At 56.6% G+C, this 22489-nt stretch carries 22 protein-coding genes; 21 read left to right on the top strand and 1 reads right to left on the bottom strand.

The genetic code is table 11. The annotated features are described in order from the left end of the window. Positions 1-45 precede the first annotated feature (45 nt). The 8 genes from hfq (at position 46) to ACO05M_RS07855 (ending at position 8873) form a co-directional block, all read left to right on the top strand. Complete coding sequence (gene hfq / locus ACO05M_RS07820) at positions 46-288, top strand: RNA chaperone Hfq (protein ID WP_114695975.1); 243 nt, start codon at positions 46-48, stop codon at positions 286-288. 40 nt (positions 289-328) lie between these two features. Continuing rightward, positions 329-1636: a ribosome rescue GTPase HflX gene (gene hflX / locus ACO05M_RS07825; RefSeq protein ID WP_421869843.1), complete on the top strand. Its 1308-nt coding sequence runs from the start codon at positions 329-331 to the stop codon at positions 1634-1636. Positions 1637-1748: 112 nt separating this feature from the next. Next, a complete protein-coding gene (gene hflK / locus ACO05M_RS07830) occupies positions 1749-2942 on the top strand; it encodes an FtsH protease activity modulator HflK (protein WP_421869847.1) in 1194 nt (397 codons plus the stop codon). Position 2943: 1 nt separating this feature from the next. Further along, positions 2944-3831, top strand: coding sequence for a protease modulator HflC (hflC, locus tag ACO05M_RS07835; RefSeq protein ID WP_421869851.1), 888 nt, complete (start codon positions 2944-2946; stop codon positions 3829-3831). Positions 3832-4010: 179 nt separating this feature from the next. After that, positions 4011-4202 carry a DUF2065 domain-containing protein gene (locus ACO05M_RS07840; protein WP_421869854.1) on the top strand — a complete coding sequence of 64 codons (192 nt, stop codon included), beginning with the start codon at positions 4011-4013 and terminating at the stop codon, positions 4200-4202. 45 nt (positions 4203-4247) lie between these two features. Beyond that, positions 4248-5435 (top strand): ATP phosphoribosyltransferase regulatory subunit, encoded by a 1188-nt coding sequence (locus tag ACO05M_RS07845; protein WP_421869857.1) that lies wholly within the window; start codon positions 4248-4250, stop codon positions 5433-5435. A 29-nt stretch (positions 5436-5464) separates the two neighbouring features. Continuing rightward, on the top strand, positions 5465-6760 hold the full coding sequence (locus ACO05M_RS07850) for an adenylosuccinate synthase (protein ID WP_421869861.1): 1296 nt from the start codon (positions 5465-5467) through the stop codon (positions 6758-6760). Positions 6761-7247: 487 nt separating this feature from the next. Next, a complete protein-coding gene (locus ACO05M_RS07855; RefSeq protein ID WP_421869863.1) occupies positions 7248-8873 on the top strand; it encodes a putative bifunctional diguanylate cyclase/phosphodiesterase in 1626 nt (541 codons plus the stop codon). 89 nt (positions 8874-8962) lie between these two features. Here ACO05M_RS07855 and ACO05M_RS07860 read toward each other — a convergent pair whose 3' ends face one another. Then, positions 8963-9742, bottom strand: a complete 780-nt coding sequence (locus ACO05M_RS07860) for an inositol monophosphatase family protein (protein WP_421869867.1) — start codon at positions 9740-9742, stop codon at positions 8963-8965. A 171-nt stretch (positions 9743-9913) separates the two neighbouring features. Here ACO05M_RS07860 and trmJ point away from each other — a divergent pair, with 171 nt between their 5' ends. The 13 genes from trmJ to ACO05M_RS07925 all read left to right on the top strand — a co-directional run bounded on the left by trmJ (position 9914) and on the right by ACO05M_RS07925 (position 22472). Continuing rightward, positions 9914-10705 carry a tRNA (cytosine(32)/uridine(32)-2'-O)-methyltransferase TrmJ gene (trmJ, locus tag ACO05M_RS07865; protein ID WP_421869870.1) on the top strand — a complete coding sequence of 264 codons (792 nt, stop codon included), beginning with the start codon at positions 9914-9916 and terminating at the stop codon, positions 10703-10705. Next, positions 10698-11519, top strand: a complete 822-nt coding sequence (gene cysE, locus ACO05M_RS07870) for a serine O-acetyltransferase (protein ID WP_421869873.1) — start codon at positions 10698-10700, stop codon at positions 11517-11519. The genes trmJ and cysE overlap by 8 nt, the downstream gene beginning before the upstream one ends. 267 nt (positions 11520-11786) lie before the next feature. Further along, entirely contained in the window at positions 11787-12266 is a 480-nt protein-coding gene (gene iscR, locus ACO05M_RS07875; protein ID WP_114695964.1) for a Fe-S cluster assembly transcriptional regulator IscR, read from the top strand. 28 nt (positions 12267-12294) lie between these two features. Continuing rightward, the gene (locus ACO05M_RS07880) at positions 12295-13509 is read left to right on the top strand and encodes an IscS subfamily cysteine desulfurase (RefSeq protein WP_114695963.1); all 1215 of its coding nucleotides are present in this window, start codon (positions 12295-12297) and stop codon (positions 13507-13509) included. Positions 13510-13541: 32 nt separating this feature from the next. Continuing rightward, positions 13542-13922: a Fe-S cluster assembly scaffold IscU gene (iscU, locus tag ACO05M_RS07885; protein ID WP_421869878.1), complete on the top strand. Its 381-nt coding sequence runs from the start codon at positions 13542-13544 to the stop codon at positions 13920-13922. 61 nt (positions 13923-13983) lie between these two features. Continuing rightward, complete coding sequence (gene iscA, locus ACO05M_RS07890) at positions 13984-14307, top strand: iron-sulfur cluster assembly protein IscA (RefSeq protein ID WP_114695961.1); 324 nt, start codon at positions 13984-13986, stop codon at positions 14305-14307. A gap of 146 nt (positions 14308-14453) precedes the next feature. Next, the gene (hscB, locus tag ACO05M_RS07895) at positions 14454-14993 is read left to right on the top strand and encodes a Fe-S protein assembly co-chaperone HscB (RefSeq protein WP_421869882.1); all 540 of its coding nucleotides are present in this window, start codon (positions 14454-14456) and stop codon (positions 14991-14993) included. Positions 14994-15039: 46 nt separating this feature from the next. Then, on the top strand, positions 15040-16956 hold the full coding sequence (gene hscA / locus ACO05M_RS07900) for a Fe-S protein assembly chaperone HscA (protein WP_421869885.1): 1917 nt from the start codon (positions 15040-15042) through the stop codon (positions 16954-16956). A gap of 42 nt (positions 16957-16998) precedes the next feature. Further along, positions 16999-17337 carry an ISC system 2Fe-2S type ferredoxin gene (fdx, locus tag ACO05M_RS07905; RefSeq protein ID WP_114695958.1) on the top strand — a complete coding sequence of 113 codons (339 nt, stop codon included), beginning with the start codon at positions 16999-17001 and terminating at the stop codon, positions 17335-17337. Positions 17338-17367: 30 nt separating this feature from the next. After that, on the top strand, positions 17368-17568 hold the full coding sequence (gene iscX / locus ACO05M_RS07910) for a Fe-S cluster assembly protein IscX (protein ID WP_421869888.1): 201 nt from the start codon (positions 17368-17370) through the stop codon (positions 17566-17568). A gap of 400 nt (positions 17569-17968) precedes the next feature. Next, positions 17969-19438 (top strand): IMP dehydrogenase, encoded by a 1470-nt coding sequence (guaB, locus tag ACO05M_RS07915; RefSeq protein WP_421869891.1) that lies wholly within the window; start codon positions 17969-17971, stop codon positions 19436-19438. Positions 19439-19548: 110 nt separating this feature from the next. Continuing rightward, on the top strand, positions 19549-21126 hold the full coding sequence (guaA, locus tag ACO05M_RS07920; protein ID WP_421869894.1) for a glutamine-hydrolyzing GMP synthase: 1578 nt from the start codon (positions 19549-19551) through the stop codon (positions 21124-21126). Positions 21127-21258: 132 nt separating this feature from the next. Beyond that, positions 21259-22472 (top strand): IS3 family transposase gene (locus tag ACO05M_RS07925; RefSeq protein ID WP_421862467.1). Its coding sequence is split into 2 segments (ribosomal slippage): positions 21259-21601 and positions 21601-22472, totalling 1215 coding nucleotides; the frame shifts between segments, so codons are not numbered across the junction. Positions 22473-22489 lie beyond the last annotated feature (17 nt).

A 22489-nucleotide genomic window follows, 5' to 3' on the forward strand; every position in this document is an offset into this window, starting at 1 on the left:
GCTGTATTTATTAATCGTTTTTTCAGTACTTTAAAGGAGTACACAATGTCAAAAGGGCAAACCTTACAAGACCCTTACCTCAACGTTCTGCGCAAGGAGCGGGTACCCGTATCCATCTTTCTGGTCAACGGCATCAAGCTGCAGGGCCAGATCGAATCCTTCGATCAATTTGTCATTCTGCTGAAGAACACCGTCAGCCAGATGGTTTACAAGCACGCCATCTCGACCGTCGTTCCCTCCCGTCCGGTCAAGACGCCGGTGCAGGCGACCGAGGGTGAAGACGCTTAAGGCGTAGCTTCTTCTCAATTCATTACCATTAGGGACAGCTTTGTTTTTTGAACGGCCTGAATCGGGCGAAATAGCGGTATTGGTTCATCTCGATCTGGCTGAAGAATCCGAACGGGAAGACCCGAAGGAGTTCGAAGAACTCGCGTTGTCCGCCGGTGCGGATCCTGTGGCGTTGATCACCGGATCCCGCAACCGACCTAGTCCCCAGTATTTTGTCGGTCAGGGCAAGGCCGAAGAGATCGCCGAAGTTGCGCGTCAGCATGACGCCAAACTGGTGCTCTTCAACCACGCCTTGTCACCGGGTCAGGAGCGCAATCTGGAGCAGCTGCTGCAGTGTCGTGTGCTCGATCGAACCGGTTTGATCCTGGATATCTTTGCCCAGCGCGCCCGCACCTACGAAGGTAAATTGCAGGTCGAGTTGGCTCAGCTTGAGCATATGTCGACCCGCCTGATCCGTGGCTGGACCCACCTGGAGCGGCAGAAGGGGGGGATCGGCCTGCGTGGACCGGGTGAAACCCAGCTTGAAACCGACCGGCGTTTGCTGCGGGCCCGGATCAAGTCGATTCTGTCACGCCTGACCAAGGTGCGTAAGCAGCGGGATCAGGGCCGTCGCCAGCGACAGAGGGCCGAGATCGCGACGGTCTCGCTGGTCGGTTACACCAATGCCGGCAAATCGACTCTGTTCAATCGCATCACCGAATCGGAGGTCTATGCCGCCGATCAGTTGTTCGCCACCCTAGATCCGACCCTGCGCCGGATTGAAGTGGCCGATGTGGGTCCGGTGGTACTGGCCGATACGGTCGGGTTTATCCGTCATCTGCCCCACAAACTGGTGGAGGCGTTCCGGGCCACGCTGCAGGAGACCATCGAAGCGACCCTGTTGCTGCATGTTATTGATGCGGCAAGCGAAGAGCGCGATGCCAACATCGACGAGGTCAGCTCGGTGCTGCATGAGATCGGCGCTGATACGGTACCGGTGCTTGAGGTCTACAATAAGATTGACTTGATCGATCAGGCTCAGCCTCGGATCGAAAGGGACGATCAGGGCAGGCCGCAGCGGGTCTGGTTATCCGCTGCGACGGGAGCCGGAACCGAGCTGTTGCCGCAGGCGATTGCCGAACTTCTGGGTGACGAAGTTGTCCACCAAACGCTACACCTTGCACCGCATGAAGGGGCTTTCCGGGCTCAACTTTATGCCCAGAATGCGGTGTTGGACGAACAGGTGGACGAGGCAGGACAGTTGGCGCTGGAGGTCAGAATACAAAAGCGCGACCTGTTACAGATTTTGACCCGGGTCGGTATCGATCCGGAACGGTTTTTACCGCCCGTTGAAGACGACCCCTGGTAGGGGATGGTAGACGTTGGCTGTGTTGCATGGCCGGGGGGCGCTACCTAGAATGTGTCGGTATAAACAACGACTTAACAATTATTAACTGATTACTAATAAAACGGAGACGCTTATGGCTTGGAATGAGCCGGGTGGCAACGGTAACAACCAGGATCCCTGGAGCGGCGGTGGCAATCGCGGCGGCGGTGGGAACCGTGGAGGTGAAGGGCCGCCAGATCTGGATGAGGCGCTGCGCAAACTGCAGGAGAAACTGAACGGAATCTTCGGTGGTGGCGGTAGTGGTTCGGGCTCGAGCTCCGGTAAGGGCAGTTCGCTCGGTACCGGCGGCATCTTGCTGCTGATCGTCGGTTTGCTGGTGGTTTGGGCCGCGATGGGCTTCTACACAGTCAACGAGCAGGAGCGGGTGGTTATTCTGCGTCTGGGTAAATACCACGATACTCAACTGCCGGGCCTGCGTTGGAATCCGCCGTTGATCGACCAGCGTTTCCCGGTCAATGTGACTCAGGTTCGCTCCAAGGATCACCGGGCACTGATGCTGACCGAAGACGAGAACATCGTCGAAGTCGGGCTGAAGGTGCAGTACCGGGTGACCGATCCGCAGTCCTACGTGCTGAAAGTGCGCGATCCTGAAGTTAGTCTGGGTCACGCTACAGAGAGTGCGTTGCGTCATGTGGTAGGTACCTCCGAGATGCACTTTATCCTGACCGAGGGTCGTGAACTGTTGGCAACCGACGTTCAGAACCGTCTGCAGGCGTACATGGACAGCTACGGCACCGGTCTGCGGATCTCCAAGGTCAACATCGAGAGCACCAAGGCACCAACCCAGGTGCAGTCGGCCTTCGATGACGTGATCAAGGCCCGAGAGGATGAGCAGCGGGTGAAGAACGAAGCGGAATCCTACGCCAACGGTATCGTCCCGGAAGCCCGGGGTAAGGCGCAACGGATGCTGGAGGAAGCCAACGCTTACCGGGAAGAGGTCGTCGCCAAGGCCCAGGGTGAAGCGGATCGTTTCAGCAAGCTTCAGACCGAGTACGCCAAGGCACCGGTGGTTACCCGTGAGCGGATGTACCTGGATGCGGTTTCTTCGGTATTGGCCAACTCGTCCAAGGTGTTGATGGATGTCGAGGGCGGCAACAACATCATGTACCTGCCGTTGGATCAGATCGTCAACCGCCGCGGTGGCGGTGGTGATATCAACCTGGGCGGCAGCTCAAGCCTGGACAGCCGCAGTGTTGACGCGGTTGCCGATGAGGTGATCGAGCGTTTACGTCGTCGTCAATCCAACATCAGACGGGAGGAGCGTTAACATGAACAGTGGACGTACTTTTGCCGTCATGGCCGTGCTGCTGCTGCTGGTTGTGGTGGCCAATAATTCACTCTTTATTATCAAAGAGACCGAGCGTGCGGTGAAGCTGCAGTTTGGTGAGGTGGTCAATCCGGATCTCAAGCCTGGGCTGCATTTCAAATTGCCGATCGTCAACTCGATCACCAAGTTTGATGGTCGGGTGCAAACGTTGGATTCACGGCCGCAGGATTACCTGACCCTGGAGAAAAAGCGTCTGATCGTTGACTCCTTCGTCAAGTGGCGGATCGCCGATGTTAAGACCTACTACACTGCGACTTCCGGTGATGAATTCCGTGCCGCTGACCTGTTGGCTTCACGGATGGATACCCGACTGCGGAACAAATTCGGTCGTCGTACCCTGACCGAGGTAGTCTCCGGTGACCGTGAAGAGATGATGGTTCAGCTGACCAAAGAACTGACCGAAATTACGCAGCAGGAGCTGGGTATCGAGGTGGTTGATGTGCGGGTCAAGCGGATCGATCTGCCGACCGAGGTGAGTCAGTCGGTATACGATCGGATGCGTACCGAGCGGGAGCGGGAAGCCCGGGAGCTTCGCTCCAAGGGTAACGAGCTGGCCGAAGGTATCCGTGCAGATGCTGACCGTCAGAAGACCGTCATCCTAGCTGAAGCTTTCCGTGAAGCGGAACAGATCCGTGGTGACGGTGATGCGGTAGCCGCTTCTACCTACGCTCAGGCGTATCAGAAGGATCCGGAGTTCTACTCCTTCTACCGCAGCCTCAATGCCTATAAGGACACCTTCAACAGCAAGAATGATGTGATGGTGCTGGAGCCGGGTAGTGATTTCTTCAAGTACCTGAACGCGGCTGGCGGAAACGGTTTGGCCAACTAAAGCCTTACGCGAAGCTGTCCGATAAGCCCGCATTGGGGCTGCCATCGACGACGGCTTCGTGTATTATTCCGCAACCGGGACCTTGTCCCGGTTTTTTTGTGTGTGGTCGCCGTGTTTTTGCCGTTGTCTTAGTGGGCTGTTCAAACGGCCGCAAGCGTTAGGGAGCTACCGAGAACCCGATGGAACTGTGGCGTGAATTACTGATCGCGTTCTGCCTGGTATTGGTGTTGGAGGGGATAATTCCGTTCCTCTACCCGCAGCGCTGGCGCTCGTTGGTCCAGCAGTTGGCTAGCGTGGATGATCGTACCCTAAGGATTACCGGACTGGTTTGTATGCTGGCCGGAACCGGGCTGTTGTATCTGGTTCACTGACAGCCCGAATCAATTGCTATTGCTCTTGAGGGAGCCTGAATACTGATGTCTATTGCTGATCGCTGGCTATTACCGGATGGGGTCAATGAGATTCTGCCGCAGCAGGCACGCCAAGTAGAGGCGTTGCGACGCAAACTGGTCGACCTGTTCGACAGTTGGGGTTATGACCTGGTGATGCCGCCGATGATCGAGTATCTGGAGTCATTGCTGACCGGTACCGGCAACGATCTGGCGCTCAATACCTTCAAGGTGACCGACCAGTTGACCGGTCGGATGATGGGATTGCGGGCCGACACCACGCCGCAGGTAGCCCGGATCGATGCCCATAGTCTGAATCGTCAGGGACCGACCCGGCTCTGCTACGTTAACTCGGTGCTCCATACCGTCCCGGCCAATATGCTGACCAGCCGCTCGCCGATGCAGATCGGTGCCGAGCTCTACGGTCATGCCGGTGTCGACAGCGATATCGAAGTGATCAGCCTGATGCTTGAGGCGTTGACTCAGGTCGAACTGGGCCAGCCGCTGACCCTGGATCTGGGCCATGTGGGCATCTACCGCGCATTGGTTGAGCAGGCCGAGCTGCGTGATGATGATCAGACCGAATTGTTTACCCTGCTGCAGAAGAAATCGCTGACCGAACTGGATGCCTTGCTGGCGCAGCTGCAGTTGAGTGAATCCCAGCGTGAGGCCTTCCGGCTGCTGGCGCGGCTCAACGGCGGACGCGATACCATTGAGCAGGCCCGGCAGGCGCTGCAGCAGGATTACCCGAGCATTGCGGCCGCGCTGGATGATCTGGATGCGATTGCCGAGGCGGTCGCCACTCGCTTCCCGCAGGTTTCGCTCTATTTCGACCTGGGTGAGCTGCGCGGTTACAACTATCACACCGGTGCGGTGTTTGCGGTTTATGTGCCGACCTTCGGTCAGCCGCTGGCCAAGGGTGGCCGCTACGACGAGATCGGCAAGGACTTTGGTCGTGCTCGTCCGGCTACAGGATTCAGCGGTGATCTGAAGGTTATCGCCGAGCTGGCCATCGATCATGCCGATCGTCGTGGCGCGATCCTGGCTCCGGTTGGGGGCGATAAGGAACTGGCCGACAAGATTAGTGCGCTGCGTGGGCAGGGCGAACGGGTCGTGCGGGCATTGCCCGACGTCAGCTGCTCTGCGCAGGAGCAGGGCTGTGACCGACAACTGATTCTGCGCGACAACGTCTGGGACGTTGTTGCTGCCGAGTAACTTTTCTAGCTAACTGAGATATTCGATCTATGGGCAAGAACGTCGTTGTATTAGGTACCCAATGGGGCGACGAAGGTAAGGGCAAGATTGTTGACCTGCTGACCGAGCAGGCCGCAGCGGTGGCTCGCTTTCAGGGCGGTCACAATGCCGGTCACACACTGGTTATCGACGGTGAAAAAACCGTTCTGCACCTGATTCCGTCGGGCATTCTGCGCGATGACGTGCTTTGCATGATCGGCAACGGTGTGGTGCTGTCTCCCGAAGCGCTGCTGAAAGAGATGGCCGAGCTGGAACAGCGCGGTGTGCCGGTGCGTGAGCGCCTGCGCCTGAGCCCGGCCTGTCCGTTGATCCTGCCGTATCACATCGCCTTGGATCAGGCCCGTGAACTGGCCCGTGGTAATGCCAAGATCGGCACCACCGGTCGGGGTATCGGTCCGGCCTACGAAGACAAGGTTGCGCGTCGTGGTCTGCGTCTGGGTGACATGATGAACCCGGAGCGTTTTGCCACCAAGCTCAAAGAAGTGTTGGAATACCACAACTTCGTGCTGACCAACTACTACAAGGTTGACGCGATCGACTATCAGCAGACCCTGGATCAGGCGATGCAGATGGCTGAAGAGCTGCGCCCGATGGTCATCGACGTTACCGAAAAGCTGCACCAGTACCGTAACAACGGCGACAATATCCTGTTTGAGGGTGCGCAGGGTTCGCTGCTGGATATCGACCACGGTACTTACCCGTTCGTGACCTCTTCCAACACCACCGCCGGCGGCGTTGCCACCGGTAGCGGTTTTGGCCCGCTGTACCTGGATTACATCCTGGGTATCACCAAGGCTTACACTACCCGTGTGGGTTCCGGCCCGTTCCCGACCGAACTGTTTGACGAGATCGGCGAGCATCTGGCTGTTAAAGGGCACGAAGTGGGTGCGACCACCGGTCGCGATCGCCGTTGCGGCTGGTTCGATGCCGTTGCGCTGCGTCACTCGATCCAGATCAACAGTGTCTCCGGTATCTGTCTGACCAAGCTGGACGTACTGGACGGCCTGGAAACCATCAAGATCTGCGTCGCCTACCAGGATGCTGAGGGTAATGCGGTACCGATGCCGGTCGACAGCGAGGCCTTTGAAGCGGTGGTGCCGGTCTACGAAGAGATGCCGGGCTGGAGCGAAACCACCTTCGGTGCCAAGTCGATGGATCAGCTGCCGCAAGCGGCGCTGAACTACATCAAGCGCCTGGAGGAGCTGGTCGGAGCGCCGATCGATATCGTTTCAACCGGACCGGACCGGAACGAGACGATCGTGCTGCGGAGCGCCTTCGACGCCTAAATCTGGTTGGCCTCTGAGGCTGACATTGTTACCTAAGGGCGGTCCTTTGACCGCCTTTTTTATGCCTGATCGGCATCGATATGCCGTAGCGACTACCCTATAGGCTCAGGTATTACACATTGTTCTTGGGTAAGTGTGAGCGGTTATTTCTCGATCTATGGATAGTTATCTTGACAGTCTGGTTACATCGGTCTGGCTTTACGACATTGATAATTACTGCATTCTTTGGGCGAATAGTGCCGCGCTTAGGTTGTGGGAGAGTGAGTCGCTTGAAGAGTTGCGGCAACGGGATTTCAGGTCGGGAAGTTCAGAGGCGGTTCAACAGACGCTAAGGGATTATCAAAAGGCTTTCGCTGAAGGAAAAGCGTTTTCACGGTATTGGCAGTTTTCACCTAAAGGGGCCCTGAAAGAGGCTTATTGTCAGTTGTCTGGCTACCCGCTTGAAGATGGCCGTGTCGCCTTACTGGTTGAAGCATTAGATGCTGGGTTGATCAAAAAAGATCACGCGGAAATCTCTATCGTTTCGCTGTCTACCTATACGCTGGAAGGGCGGTTTATCAGTGGGAACCCTCCGTTTCTGAAAACCCAGGCTAGGGATTTCTCACATCTTAAGTCGCTTTTTGCAGATCCGAATGACTATGTGGAGGTCACCAAGGCTGTAGCCCAGACAGGGGGTTTTGAGGGTGATATCCAAATCAAAGCCGATCAGCAGGTCCTGTGGCATCGAATCATCGTCAGCATCAGCGACAGATCGGATTCAGAGCGTATCCTGCTGGTTCAGAAATTTAATATCGAGAAGCGCAAGAAAGAGGAGCTGGCACTAGAACGTGAGGCGGTCACCGATTCGTTGACCGGTATTCTCAATCGACGAGGTTTGAACAGTATTCTGACGAACTCGGCCGAAGGTAACAAAAATTATCTGGTTTTCTACATCGATCTTGATGGCTTTAAGCTGATTAACGACTCCCTGGGGCATGGGGTTGGGGATAAGGTGCTTCAGTGTCTGGCTTCACGGCTGACCGCCGATGAGTTCAGTAAGGGCTATGCCTGCCGTTTCGGTGGGGATGAGTTCATCTGGGTGGTAGAGGAGTCGCTGATCGAGACCTGCGTAGAGCAGTTGGCTAATCGGCTGATCGAGGTGATGAATCAGCCCTATTATGACGAGCAACAGCGTCCCATTATCGTCTCGGTCAGTATCGGTATCGCCCATTACCCGAAAGACGGCACTGACTTTGCCAATTTGATCTTGAAGGCCGACGCGGCGATGTATCTGGCCAAAAAGCAGGGTAAGCACCGTTGGGTGAATTACATCCGTGGCATGGAGAACTCGTTGCAGCGGCAGAGCATGCTGGCTCAACACCTCTTTCAAGCGATCAATCAGGATGAGTTTTCACTCTATTATCAGCCAATATTCGATCTGGATGCCAAGCAGGTTCACTCGTTGGAGGCCTTGTTACGCTGGAAGAGCCCGATCTTGGGCTGGGTGCCGACCGATGAGTGTATCCGGGTCGCCGAAGAGATCGGGGTGATAATCGAGATCGAGAAGTGGGTCGTTGCGACCGCAATTCGGGATCTGAAGGAGTTCAGGTTGATCTTTGGGCCGGAGGTCTCTCTGGCGATCAATATCTCGACCAAGTATTTTGCCAACCCTGATTTTGTCGGTTATATGGTTGGCGAACTGGAGCGGCATGGGCTTCCAGCATCGGCAATCCACGTTGAGCTGACGGAGGGGGCGTTATTATCGGATGTGAATCGCAACGATAACGCCGCGTTGAAGGTCGTCGAACAGCAGATCGCCATCAGTATCGATGATTTCGGCACCGGCTATTCGTCGCTGGCTTATCTGCACCGGATACCGGCTACCCATGTGAAAGTGGATCGTTCCTTTACCGAGCGGGTTGAAGACGACCCGACCATGATGGCCAGTATTCAACATCTGATCGAATCTCTGGGTTTCGGCGTTATCGTGGAGGGGGTTGAAACCCGCTCGCAAGCGGATCTGCTTGTGCAGATGGGGATGAATCTTCAGCAGGGGTTTGGGTTGGGTTTACCGGAACCGTTGGATTTCTATCGAAACGAAGAGAATGTGAAACGCTTGCCGGGCTTTTGTTGAACCGGATTGAAAGAGGCTCGTAGATCTCTCGGCAGCGATAACAAAAAAAGGCGACCATCGAGGTCGCCTTTTTTATCTGCAGAGCCGGGTTACTTGGCCAGGGTCTGCAACATTTGCTTGAACAGTTTGGGGTTGGCTGCGACCAGGCTGTCGCTGATATTGTTGCCCCCATTGAGATCGCCGACCAGGGCGCCGGCTTCTTGTAGCAGCAGCAAGCCCGGTTCCAGCTCCCACTCGTAGGCTCCCAGAATCCAGCAGCCGTCGGTACGACCGGCAGCTTGGTAGGCCATCGCCAGTGCGCTGGAGCCGCCGACGTGAAGCTGGGCACCCTGCAGGTAGAGCTGACGACTGCCGTTGAGCTGTTGCTCGAGTCGGGATTCGTCATTCTGGCCGCTGAAGTGGCAGCCGATCAGGGAGTTGGGCAGCTTCTTCAGGTCGCTGACCCGAATGCGCTTGCCGTTGACCTGGGCGCCGCGACCCCGGCTGGCGGTGAACTCTTCGCCGGTGATCGGATTCAGAATCACGGCATGTTCAATTTTGCCTCGCAGTTTGCAGACAATAGTCAGTGCAAAGGAGGGCAGTGCGTTGGCGAAGTTGGTCAGCCCGTCGATCGGATTGACGAACCATTCGAAATCACTCTCTTCTTCGGCGCCAATGCTGCCGCTGTGTTGGCCCTGGACGCGGTGTCCCGGATTGGCTTTGAGCAGGTGATATGCCACGGATTTTTCAGCACCGGTGGCGGTTTCGGTGATGAAATCGGCCACGCTCTGTTGCTCGGACTTGATGATATCCAGGCGTTCAATAGCGCGGGCGACCTGCTCGCCGGCAATACGTGCCGCGCGCAGGGCGATGTTCAGAGTAGGTTGCATGATAAAGAGCTACGTCTAGTGAGAATAAACGACCGCGAATTATACAAAGAACCGCGCAGGATAACCATCAATCAATTCGCTCAGCGCTAATTAGTCATTCCAGGAATGGCTTATAGAATCGCTCTGATATCTGCTAGAATTTGCGGCCTTCGAAAATGATGGAGCGGATTGATGCTTGCGTCGGTGCGGATCGTATTGGTGAACACCAGCCATCCCGGCAATATCGGTGGTGTCGCCCGGGCGATGAAAAATATGGCGATCTCCAAACTGGTATTGGTTGATCCCAAGGAGTTTCCGAGCGAAAAAGCAACCGCTCGGGCTTCGGGGGCAACCGATATTCTTGAGGGTGCCGAGGTGGTTCCGACCCTGGAGCAGGCGCTGGAAGGCTGTCAGCTGGTGGTGGGTGCCAGTGCCCGCAGTCGTCACATCCCCTGGCCGGTGGTTAATCCCCGCGAGATGGCCCAGCAGGTAGCTGCGGTGCAGAAGGACTCGGAGACTGAAGTCGAAGTGGCGTTGGTATTTGGTCGTGAAGACCGTGGTTTGACCAACGAGGAGCTTCATCGCTGTCATCGTCATGTCCATATCCCTTCCAATCCGGATTTCAGCTCGTTGAATCTGGCGGCCGCGGTGCAGGTGATCTGCTATGAGCTGCGGATGGCGGCGCTGGCCGAGGATCCGGCATCCGAGTTGAATGATGCCTCACACTGGGGCACCGCTTGGGATATCGAGTCGGCCACCGCCGATGAGTTGGAGCGTTTCTTTGAGCACCTCGAACAGGCGCTGATCGATATCGATTTTCTTGATCCGGAGAATCCCCGTCAGCTGATGACTCGGCTGCGTCGACTCTATTTGCGGACCCATCCGGATAAGGTAGAAGTCGGTATTTTGCGTGGAATTCTGACCGCGACGCAGAAGATACAAAAGAACGGGAAAGTAAAAAAACAGGGTGGAAACCATGTTTAACCAATTGCGTGAGGATATCGGCTCGGTCTTTGAGCGGGATCCGGCCGCACGGAACGCCTTTGAAGTATTGACCAACTACCCGGGGCTGCATGCGCTGCTGTACCACCGTTTATGCCATGCGCTGTGGAAGCGGGGTTTTAAGTGGTTGGCGCGGATGATCTCCACCATTTCACGTTGGTTGACCGGTATCGAAATCCATCCCGGGGCGCGGATCGGGCGTCGCTTCTTTATCGACCACGGCATGGGCGTGGTGATCGGCGAAACCGCCGAGATCGGCGATGATGTGACGCTTTACCATGGCGTGACGCTGGGTGGTACCACCTGGAACAAAGGCAAACGCCATCCGACTCTGTGTGATGGTGTGGTCGTTGGTGCCGGTGCCAAGATCCTGGGGCCGTTTGAAGTGGGAGAGGGTGCGCGGATCGGCTCCAATGCCGTGGTGACCAAGCCGGTACCTGCCGGGGCTACCGTGGTCGGTATCCCGGGTCGAATCGTTCGCAGTCGGGTCGATCCGGAGTCGATGGACGAGGTGGATCAGAAGCGCCAGCAGATGGCCGACAAGATCGGCTTCGATGCCTACGGGGTGACCAGTGAGCTGCCCGACCCGGTTGCTCATGCGATTCAGTCGCTGTTGGATCATATGCAGGCGGTCGATAATCGACTGGAGGTCATGACTCAGGCGATGAAGCAGGTCGGGGTGAAGTGCCCGGATCAAAAGCTGCCCGAGCTGAAGGCGGAAGATTTCGCCGCAGTCGAAGAGGATCGGCCTCTATCTGAGACGGTCGAGGCGATCGATAAGCAGCAGAGCAAATAGATTCAGTTCGTCCCCTGTGGTACCCAGGCTGTGTCCGAGTTGAGCTCCGTCAAGGCTGGCGCTACTTAGGTGGCGGCCACTTCCGAGCTGAGATTTGCTGATGGTTTTAGGCTCGCTCGCTCTGTGTTAGAGTGGGCGCCCCTCCTCCCTCGGAAGCGAGACGTTCTTCCAGCCTATAACTGATTAAAATAGTCGGATAAATAATTGACTAAAATAGTCGGCTAATAGATAATCCTCGCCAGAAATAATGATAACCGGGGGGCAACCATGCGATTGACAACCAAGGGACGTTACGCTGTTACGGCGATGCTCGATCTGGCGCTGCATGAAGGGCGTGGGCCGATCAGTCTAGCCGATATCTCTTCACGACAGCTGATCTCCCTCTCTTACCTGGAGCAGCTATTTGCCAAGTTACGTCGTAATGACCTGGTAAAAAGCGTCCGAGGCCCAGGCGGCGGCTATCAGCTGAGCCGTGACAAGGCCGACATTTATATCGTGCAGGTGATAGACGCAGTCAATGAATCCGTCGACGCCACGGGCTGTGGCGGTAAAGGCGACTGCCATGAAGGCGAAGCCTGTCTGACCCATCATCTGTGGTGTGACCTGAGCGACCAGATCCATGCATTCCTGAGCGGAATTTCACTGGCGGATCTGGTGGCTAGACGCGATGTGCAGGAAGTGTCTCAGCGACAAGATCGTGTCCGCCTGCAGTCGATCGAATTTGAACGTATCGAAGCGACCGGTTAACCCGGGGCTTCGCAGAACGGAGATTAGAATGAAGCTGCCGATTTATCTGGATTACTCTGCGACCACTCCGATGGACCCGCGGGTTGCCGAAAAGATGACCGAGTGTCTGACTCTGGAAGGTAACTTTGGTAATCCGGCTTCACGTTCCCACCTGTTCGGCTGGAAGGCGGAAGAAGCGGTCGAGACCGCCCGTCGTCAAGTGGCCGATCTGGTCAACTGTGATCCTCGAGAGATTGTCTGGACTTCCGGCGCGACCGAGTCCGACAACCTGGCCATCAAGGGGGTGGCCCACTTCTACAGCAAGAAGGGCAAGCACATCATCACCTCCAAGATCGAGCACAAGGCGGTATTGGATACCTGCCGTCAGCTCGAGCGTGAGGGTTTTGAAGTTACCTATCTGGACCCGCAGCCCAATGGCATCGTGACCCCGGAATCGGTCGCCGAAGCGCTGCGTGAGGACACGATTCTGGTGTCGATCATGCACGTCAATAACGAGATCGGTGTGATCAACGATATTGAAGCGATTGGTGAGCTGACCCGTGCCAACAAGGTACTGTTCCATGTCGATGCGGCTCAGAGTGCCGGTAAGATCAATATCGATCTGGAGCGTCTGAAGGTCGACCTGATGTCCTTTTCCGCCCATAAGGTGTACGGACCCAAGGGCATCGGTGCGCTGTACGTTCGCCGTAAGCCGCGGGTTCGTCTGGAAGCGCAGATGCACGGCGGTGGTCACGAGCGCGGCATGCGTTCCGGCACCCTGGCAACTCACCAGATTGTCGGCATGGGCGAGGCTTTTGCGATCGCCAAGGCCGAGATGCACGAAGAGAACAAGCGTTTGCTGAAGCTGCGTCAGCGTCTGTGGGACGGTGTCCAGGACCTGGAGCAGGTATTCTGCAACGGTGATTTTGACCAGCGTGTCGCCAGCAATATCAATGTCAGCTTCAACTTCGTCGAAGGCGAGTCGCTGCTGATGGCGCTGAAGGACCTGGCGGTTTCCTCCGGTTCGGCCTGTACATCGGCCAGCCTTGAGCCTTCTTATGTGCTGCGGGCGCTGGGCATGAACGACGAGCTGGCACACAGCTCAATCCGTTTCAGCTTCGGTCGCTTCACCACCGAAGAAGATGTGGACTTTGCAATTGATAAGATCCGGACTGCGGTCTCCAAGCTGCGCGAACTGTCGCCGCTATGGGATATGTACAAAGACGGCGTTGATCTGGACAAGGTCGAGTGGGTCAGCCACTAAGGCTCCCACCGATCAACAAGAGGTAGAGAGAGATGGCATATAGCGAAGAAGTACTGGACCACTACGAAAACCCGCGCAATGTCGGCAAGATGGACGACAAAGACCAGCAGGTCGGCACCGGCATGGTTGGTGCCCCGGCCTGTGGCGATGTGATGCGTTTGCAGATCAAAGTCAGCGACGAGGGTGTTATCGAGGATGCCAAGTTCAAGACCTACGGTTGCGGCTCGGCGATCGCCTCCAGTTCCCTGGTGACCGAATGGGTCAAGGGGATGACGTTGGATCAGGCGGCGGATCTGAAAAACACTCAGATCTCCGAAGAGCTGGCCTTGCCGCCGGTGAAGATTCACTGCTCCGTGCTGGCCGAAGATGCGATCAAGGCAGCGATCGCTGATTATCGGAAGAAAAACGCGTAACAGATGGGCGGCCGGAGGCAGGTTCAGCTTTCGGCTGGTCTTACAAGATTAAGGAAGTGCTATGGCAATCACCATGACGACGGCAGCCCATAACCATGTCAGTCGATTCCTCGAGAATCGAGGCGGCGGCGTGGGTATCCGCCTGGCGGTACGTACCACCGGTTGTTCCGGAATGGGTTACGTACTCGAGTTTGCCGATGAGGTGGCCGAAGAAGATCAGGTGTTCGACATTGAAGGCCTGAAGGTGGTGATCGACCCCAAGAGCTTGGTTTACCTGGATGGGACCGAGCTTGATTTCGTCAAAGAGGGGTTGAACGAAGGCTTCAAGTTCAACAACCCCAATGCCCGTAGCGAGTGCGGCTGTGGTGAGAGCTTCAGCGTTTGAGGCGAGGGCTTCTGCGTTTGAGGTCAATCCTCGGCGTTTAAAGGAGCCGCGGCATCTGACGTTTTAACCGAACCTCGGGAGGTGGGTTTTAGCCTCCCATTCAGTGCCTGAAACCAGCAGACACGGAACCTACCTAAGCTGAATCCATGGCTATCGAACAAAATTACTTCATCCTGTTTGAGCTGCCTCAGCAGTATCAAGTTGACACGGCGCTGTTGTCCGACCGTTATCGGGCCCTGCAAAAGACTCTCCACCCTGATCGATATGCCCATAAAAGTGAGCGCGAACAGCTGCAGGCGGTTCAAGCTTCCGCCCATCTGAATGAGGCGCTGGCGACCTTGAAATCGCCGCTGCGGCGGGCGGCTTATCTGTTGTCACTCAAGGGCGTCGATACCGACAGCAGTCATCAGACCGTTTCGGACGGTGCTTTCCTGATGCAGCAGATGATGTTGCGCGAACAGCTCGATGATGCGCGGGATGCGGCTGATCCCTTTGATGCGCTGGAGGAGTTGCTGCACCAGCTTCAGGGTAGCGAGGCGGAATTGCAGGGCGCACTCGAATCACAGCTACAAAGTGATGATCCGGCGGTGCTGGGCGAGGCGCTGGATAATCTGCAAAAATTACAGTTTTTTGACAAATTACGGCACGAGATCGAGCGGGTCGAAGACGAGCTGGATGATCTCTAACTACCCTGATCAAAGCGGGGCCTGACCTAAAAGGATACAAACCTAGATGGCATTACTACAGATTGCGGAGCCGGGGCAGAGTGCCAAGCCCCATCAGCACAAGCTGGCAGTTGGAATCGATCTGGGAACCACCAATTCTCTGGTGGCCACCGTGCGCAGCGGCGAGGCGGATACGCTGGCCGATGTAGAGGGGCGTCACCTATTGCCATCGGTGGTGCGCTATCACGGCGGTGACCAGGCGCCGGAAGTCGGCCATTCTGCCCGCGAGGCCGCCGCGAGTGATCCGCTCAACACCATCGTGTCGGTGAAACGCTTTATGGGGCGTGGACTGGCTGATGTGAAAGGTCTGGGCGAACAGCTGCCCTACGATTTTATCGAGACCGACGGTGGTATGCCTTATCTACAGACCGTAGCCGGCGAGAAAAGCCCGGTGCAGGTCTCAGCCGATATTCTCAAAACCCTCGCTGATCGGGGGCGCGAAGCGCTGAGTGGTGAGCTGGTTGGTGCGGTGATCACGGTGCCGGCTTATTTCGACGAGGCTCAGCGCCAGGCCACCAAGGATGCTGCCAAGTTGGCGGGTATCAATGTGCTGCGGTTGCTCAATGAGCCGACGGCCGCGGCGGTTGCCTATGGCCTGGACAGCGCGGCTGAAGGCACCTTTGCTATCTACGACCTGGGTGGCGGAACCTTCGATATTTCGATTCTGCGTCTCAATCGGGGCGTTTTCGAGGTGCTTTCCACCGGGGGCGACAGTGCGCTGGGCGGTGATGACTTCGATCATGCCGTTGCCGAGTGGGTGCTGCAGCAGATGGGTGTCAGTGAGTTGCCGCAACACGAGCAACGCCGCCTGCTGGATCTGGGTCGTTCGGTCAAGGAGCGGTTGAGCGAAGTTGATCAGGTCGAGCTGAGTTTTGAACTGGGTGGTCAGTCCTGGCAGGGTGCGTTAAGCCTAGAGCAATTCAATAGTTTGATCGAACCCAAGATCAAGCAAACCTTGCGTGCCTGTCGCCGGGCGTTGAAGGACGCCGGTGTCGATGCCGAGCAGATCAGCGAAGTGGTGATGGTGGGTGGCTCTACCCGGGTACCCCATGTCCGCACGCTAGTGGAAAAGTTCTTCGGCAATGTGCCTCACAGTGAGATCGATCCGGATCGGGTGGTTGCGATCGGTGCGGCGATTCAAGCCGATGTTCTGGCCGGCAACAAGCCCGATGCCGAGATGCTGTTGCTGGATGTGATTCCGCTATCGCTGGGGCTCGAAACCATGGGCGGTCTGGTCGAGAAAGTAATCGATCGGAACACGCCGATCCCGGTCGCCCGTGCCCAGGAGTTCACCACCTATAAGGATGGTCAGACCGCGATGGCGATTCACGTGTTGCAGGGCGAGCGTGAACTGGTCGACGACTGCCGTTCACTATCGCGCTTTGAATTACGTGGTATCCCGCCGATGGCGGCAGGGAACGCCAAGGTGCGGGTGACCTTCCAGGTTGATGCCGACGGCCTGTTGGCGGTGACGGCTCGCGAAATAAACAGCGGTGTTGAGAGCTCGGTGGAGGTGAAGCCTTCCTATGGCCTGAGTGACGGCGAGATCGCCCGGATGATCCAGGATTCGTTCAGTCACGCCCAGGAAGATCACGATGCCCGTACATTGCGTGAGCAGCAGGTCGAGGCGGATCGGTTGGTGGAAGCGCTCGAGAGCGCGCTGGCGGCCGATGGTGAGCGCCTTCTTAATGCGGATGATCTGGCTGCACTGTATCAGGGTGTCGAGCAGCTCAAGCGGGTTCGTCAGGGTACCGATCACAAGTTGATCGCCAAGGGGATCGAGGTGCTGTCGGCGGCTAGCGATGAGTTTGCTGCGCGCCGGATGGATGAGGGCGTGCGTCAGGCGCTGTCCGGTCATGCGGTCGATGAGCTCAATCCCGATGAGCAAGAACTGTCCGATCTGCCCGATTGTTTGAAAAAGTAACTATTTGTCCGTGGGTGAATCACCCCAAAACGAGGAATTCCGATGCCCCAGTTGATTTTTCTACCCCACCACGAGCTTTGTCCCGAGGGCAAGGTGGTTGAGGTCGAGCCGGGTGTGACCGTTCTTGATGCGGCGCTGGCCGAAGGGATCGAGATCGAGCACGCCTGTGAAAAATCCTGTGCCTGCACGACCTGTCATGTCATCGTGCGTGAAGGTTTCGATTCGATGGAAGAGTCCGACGAGCTGGAAGACGACATGCTCGATAAAGCCTGGGGCTTGGAGCCGGATTCACGCTTGAGTTGTCAGGCGGTGGTTGCTGACGAGGATCTGGTAATCGAGATTCCGAAGTACACCCTTAACCAGGTATCGGAGAATCACTGATACCTTTAATTAATGCCGGGAGGAAGACCCATGTCACTGAAGTGGATCGACACCCTTGATATCGCCATCGAGCTGAGTGAAAAGTACCCCGACGTCGACCCGACATCGATCCGGTTTACCGATCTTTATACCTGGGTGCTGGAGCTGGAAGAGTTCGACGATGATCCCAAGCACTGCGGCGAGAAGATCCTAGAGGCGATCCAGGCGGCCTGGATCGACGAGATGGACTAGCGAAAGCGACTGAATCATCCGCCCGATATTGCAAACAGCTCTGAATAGCCATTGTTCAGGGCTGTTTGTCGTTATATAATCCGCCGTTTTTTCCCGAGGGAGCCTGCGAACAAGCCCCTACGGCTTCTGCAAGTGCCTGAAGTGCGCAAGTTCTAGGCGCAAGCTGCAGCTAATGGCCTTCGCCCTTGGCAAAGGTTGTAACGACGAAATTGTGTGCTTCAGGTCTTGCCCTACGGGGATTTCAGCTTGACCCGCACTCTGCGTTTCAGCTTTTCGTAAGGTCTAGACATTGCTTCAAAGCTGCGCCTTGATTGCGAATCAAGCTGAAAGCCAGAAGCGCGTAAGGACTTATTCGCAGGTTCCCTAGGCGCAGCCCCTGCCCGATTTGGAGGTTTTACCCATGTTGCGTGTTGCTCAGGAAGCATTGACCTTCGACGACGTTCTGCTGGTACCCGGCTATTCCGAGGTACTGCCCAAAGATGTCTGCCTCAAGACCCGTCTGACCCGTGGAATCGAGCTGAATATCCCGCTGGTATCGGCTGCGATGGATACCGTAACCGAATCGCGTCTGGCCATCGCCATGGCTCAGGAAGGTGGCATCGGTATTATCCACAAGAACATGACCATCGAGCAGCAGGCTGCCGAGGTGCTGAAGGTTAAGCGCTTTGAGAGCGGTGTGGTCAAGGACCCGGTCACCTGCAGTTCCGATCTGACCGTCGGCGAGCTGCACAAGCTGGCCGAGCAACATGGCTTCTCCGGTTTCCCGGTTCTCGATGGTGACGACCTGGTCGGTATCGTGACCAGCCGCGACATGCGTTTCGAGCGCCATCTCGATGCGACGGTTGCTTCTATCATGACTCCCAAGGATCGTCTGGTTACGGTTCAGGAAGGGGTTGATCCTGACAAGGTTCGCAACCTGCTGCGCAAGCACCGGATCGAGAAGATCCTGGTGGTGGACGCGGATTTCCGTCTGCAGGGGATGATGACCGTTAAGGACATGAACAAGGCCAAAGCCTACCCCAACGCCGCCAAGGACAGCGAAGGTCGACTGATTGTCGGTGCCGCGGTCGGTACCGGCCCGGAGACCCCGGACCGTATTACCGCGCTGGTCAATGCCGGTGTCGACGTGGTGATTATCGATACCGCCCACGGCCACTCCAAAGGGGTCATTGACCGGGTTCGCTGGGCCAAAGAAACTTTCCCGCAGCTGCAGGTAATTGGCGGCAACATCGCCACCGCCGAAGCGGCGACTGCGCTGGCGGATGCCGGTGCTGATGGTGTTAAGGTCGGTATCGGCCCGGGTTCCATCTGTACCACCCGAATCGTCGCCGGTGTCGGTGTACCGCAGATCTCCGCGGTTGCCAATGTGGCGGCAGCGCTGGCCGAGCGTGGCGTGCCTTTGATCGCCGATGGCGGTGTGCGCTTCTCCGGTGACCTGTCCAAGGCCATCGTCGCCGGTGCTTCTGCCGTGATGGTCGGCGGTATGCTGGCCGGTACCGACGAAGCCCCCGGTGAGGTTGAACTGTTCCAGGGCCGGGCCTTTAAAGCCTATCGCGGCATGGGCTCGATCGGTGCCATGGCGCAATCGCAGGGCTCCTCGGACCGTTACTTCCAGGACAGCAGCGCCGGGGCCGAGAAGCTGGTGCCGGAAGGGATCGAAGGCCGGGTGCCCTGTAAAGGCCCGATGTCGGCGGTGGTGCACCAGCTGATGGGCGGGCTGCGCTCCAGCATGGGCTACACCGGTAGCGCCAATGTGGAGCAGATGCGCACCGAGCCGCAGTTTGTTCGCATCACCGGTGCCGGCATGAAGGAAAGCCACGTCCACGATGTGACCATCACCAAGGAAGCGCCCAACTATCGCGTGGGCTAAGCAGAATAAGTAAACCGATGGGGCTGTAGTTGCAGCCCCATTGTTTTTTTTATCGCTTTATTTGATAAGCAGATACAGACGGTGAAAGACCGTCGGCGGAGACCAATACCGTGACCCAAGATATCCATGCACAACGTATTCTGATTCTGGACTTCGGATCCCAGTACACTCAGCTGATCGCCCGCCGGGTGCGTGAGTGTGGGGTTTACTCGGAAATTCGTGCCTTCGACATGAGCGAAGAGGAGATCCGCGAGTTTAATCCCAAGGGGATCATCCTGGCGGGTGGACCGGAGTCGGTAACCGGTTCCGATACCCCGCGGGCACCGCAGCTGGTGTTTGAGCTGGGCGTACCGGTCCTGGGTATCTGCTACGGCATGCAGACCATGGCCGAGCAGTTGGGTGGTAAGGTTGAAAGCTCCGATCTGCGCGAATTCGGTTATGCCCAGGTTCGCACCGAAGGCAAGAGTGCGCTGCTGGACGGCATCGAAGATCACGTCGCCAACAACGGTGTGCTGTTGCTGGACGTATGGATGAGCCACGGCGACAAGGTCACCGAAATGCCGGAAGGCTTCCACCTGATGGCGGCCACCGAGAGTGCGCCGATCGCCGGTATGTACGACGAGCAGCGTAAGTTCTACGGGGTTCAGTTCCACCCGGAAGTGACTCACACCAAACAGGGTGACCGTATCCTGTCCCGCTTCGTGCGTGATATCTGCGGCACCGAAGCACTCTGGACGCCGACTAACATCGTTAAAGATGCGATCGAGCAGGTGCGCGAGCAGGTTGGTGACGACCACGTGCTGCTGGGACTGTCCGGCGGTGTCGACTCTTCCGTGGTGGCGGCGCTGCTGCACAAGGCGATCGGCGATCAACTGACCTGTGTGTTTGTCGACAACGGCCTGCTGCGTAAGCACGAAGGTGATCAGGTGATGGACATGTTCGCCAAGAACATGGGCGTCAAGGTCATCCGCGCCGACGCCGAAGAGCTGTTCCTGGGCAAACTCAAGGGAATCAGCGATCCGGAGCAGAAGCGCAAGATTATCGGTAACACCTTTATCGAGGTGTTCGACGACGAAGCGGCCAAGATCGACAACGTCAAATGGCTGGCCCAGGGCACCATCTACCCGGACGTGATCGAATCCGCCGCTGCCAAGACCGGCAAGGCCCATGTGATCAAATCGCACCACAATGTCGGCGGTCTGCCCGACGACATGAAGCTGGATCTGGTCGAGCCGCTGCGTGAGCTGTTCAAAGACGAAGTGCGCAAGATCGGCCTGGAACTGGGCCTGCCCTACGACATGGTCTACCGTCACCCGTTCCCGGGACCGGGTCTGGGGGTTCGGATTCTCGGCGAAGTTAAGAAAGAGTACGCCGACATTCTGCGTGAAGCCGATGCGATCTTTATCGAGGAGCTGCACAAGTCCGGTTGGTACCATAAAACCAGCCAGGCGTTTGTGGTCTTCCTGCCGGTTAAATCTGTTGGCGTGGTCGGTGATGGTCGTCGCTACGAGTACGTGGTCTCACTGCGTGCGGTCGAAACCATCGACTTTATGACCGCCCGCTGGGCACACCTACCCTACGAACTGCTGGAAACCGTATCCGGTCGGATCATCAACGAGATTTCGGGGATCTCCCGGGTCGCTTACGACGTATCCAGCAAGCCGCCGGCGACCATCGAATGGGAATAAGCGGTTATTGCTGGGTTCGGTGAGCTGAACGCACAGTGAAAAAAGGCGGCACTTGATGTGCCGCCTTTTTTGTTTGGCTTGTCCCGTCCTGAATAACGTTGACACTTTTCGATCATTAACTCGGGAAGTGACATGAAAACAAAGACTAAACGTACTCAGAAAGATTATTCCCTCGCCTTTAAATTGTCGGTTGTCGACCAAGTAGAAGCCGGTGAACTGTCCTATAAGCAGGCACAGCAGCGTTACGGCATCCAAGGTCGCTCAACCGTATTAGTTTGGCTACGTAAGCATGGCAGGCTAGATTGGTCTCAAGGATCAGATCACCAGGCAAAACTAATGTCAGACAAGCCTTCAGAACTTACCCCAGAGCAGCGGATCAAGGAGCTTGAGCAACAGTTGGCAGATGCCCAGCAAAAAGCGGAGTTCTTCGAAGCGGTGGTTGATGTGCTCAAACGGGATCACGGGGTCCGTGTCGTAAAAAAGCCTCGCGGCAAGTCATCGAAGAACGGCAGGTCACAGGGCTGACGGTTACTCGAGCTTGCCAAATCCTCGGTATCAGCCGACAGGCCTACTATCAGCAACGCCAGCGAGCGAAACAGCAAGCAAAGATGCGTTGTTCCATACTGAGCTTTGTTCAACGTGAGCGTATGCAGCAACCTCGGCTGGGAGCGCGTAAGCTACTGTCCCTGCTCAATGCCGAAACGGAATGTAAAATCGGCCGGGACAAACTATTTGAACTGCTCAGGGATCGCCGCTTATTGGTCCAGCGACGCCGGGCATATCACAAGACTACGCAGAGTCATCATCGTTTCTGGTGCCATCCTAACTTGCTAAAGCCCGGTGCAGAGCAAGAGCAAGCCACACGGCCAGAACAGATCTGGGTCGCGGATATCACCTATCTTCCAGTCAGGGACGGAGAGGCCTATCTGAGCCTGGTTACCGATGCGTATTCACGCAAAGTCGTCGGCTATCACGTACACGGTGATTTGAGGGCTGAGTCCGTATTAACGGCCTATCAGAAGGCCTTGGATGGTTACCAAGGTAGCGCCGGGCTTATCCATCACTCTGACAGGGGGATACAGTACTGTTCAAAGCGCTATCAGGCCGTACATAAGGAGCACGGTGTGCGTTGTTCGATGACGGATGGGTATGACTGCTATCAGAATGCGCTTGCGGAAAGAGTAAACGGGATTCTGAAAGGTGAGTATCTGCTGAGAAAGCCAGAGGATCTAGATCAGGCCACGATCATGGTTGATGAGTCGATCCGACTCTACAATACACGGCGGCCACATATGGCCTTAAAATACAAAACGCCCGATGAGGTGCATCGGGCGTTTTCAACCTGAAAGGATGTCAACCTATA

Source organism: Motiliproteus sp., assembly GCF_965230735.1.
Taxonomy (GTDB): Bacteria; Pseudomonadota; Gammaproteobacteria; order Pseudomonadales; family Balneatricaceae; genus Motiliproteus.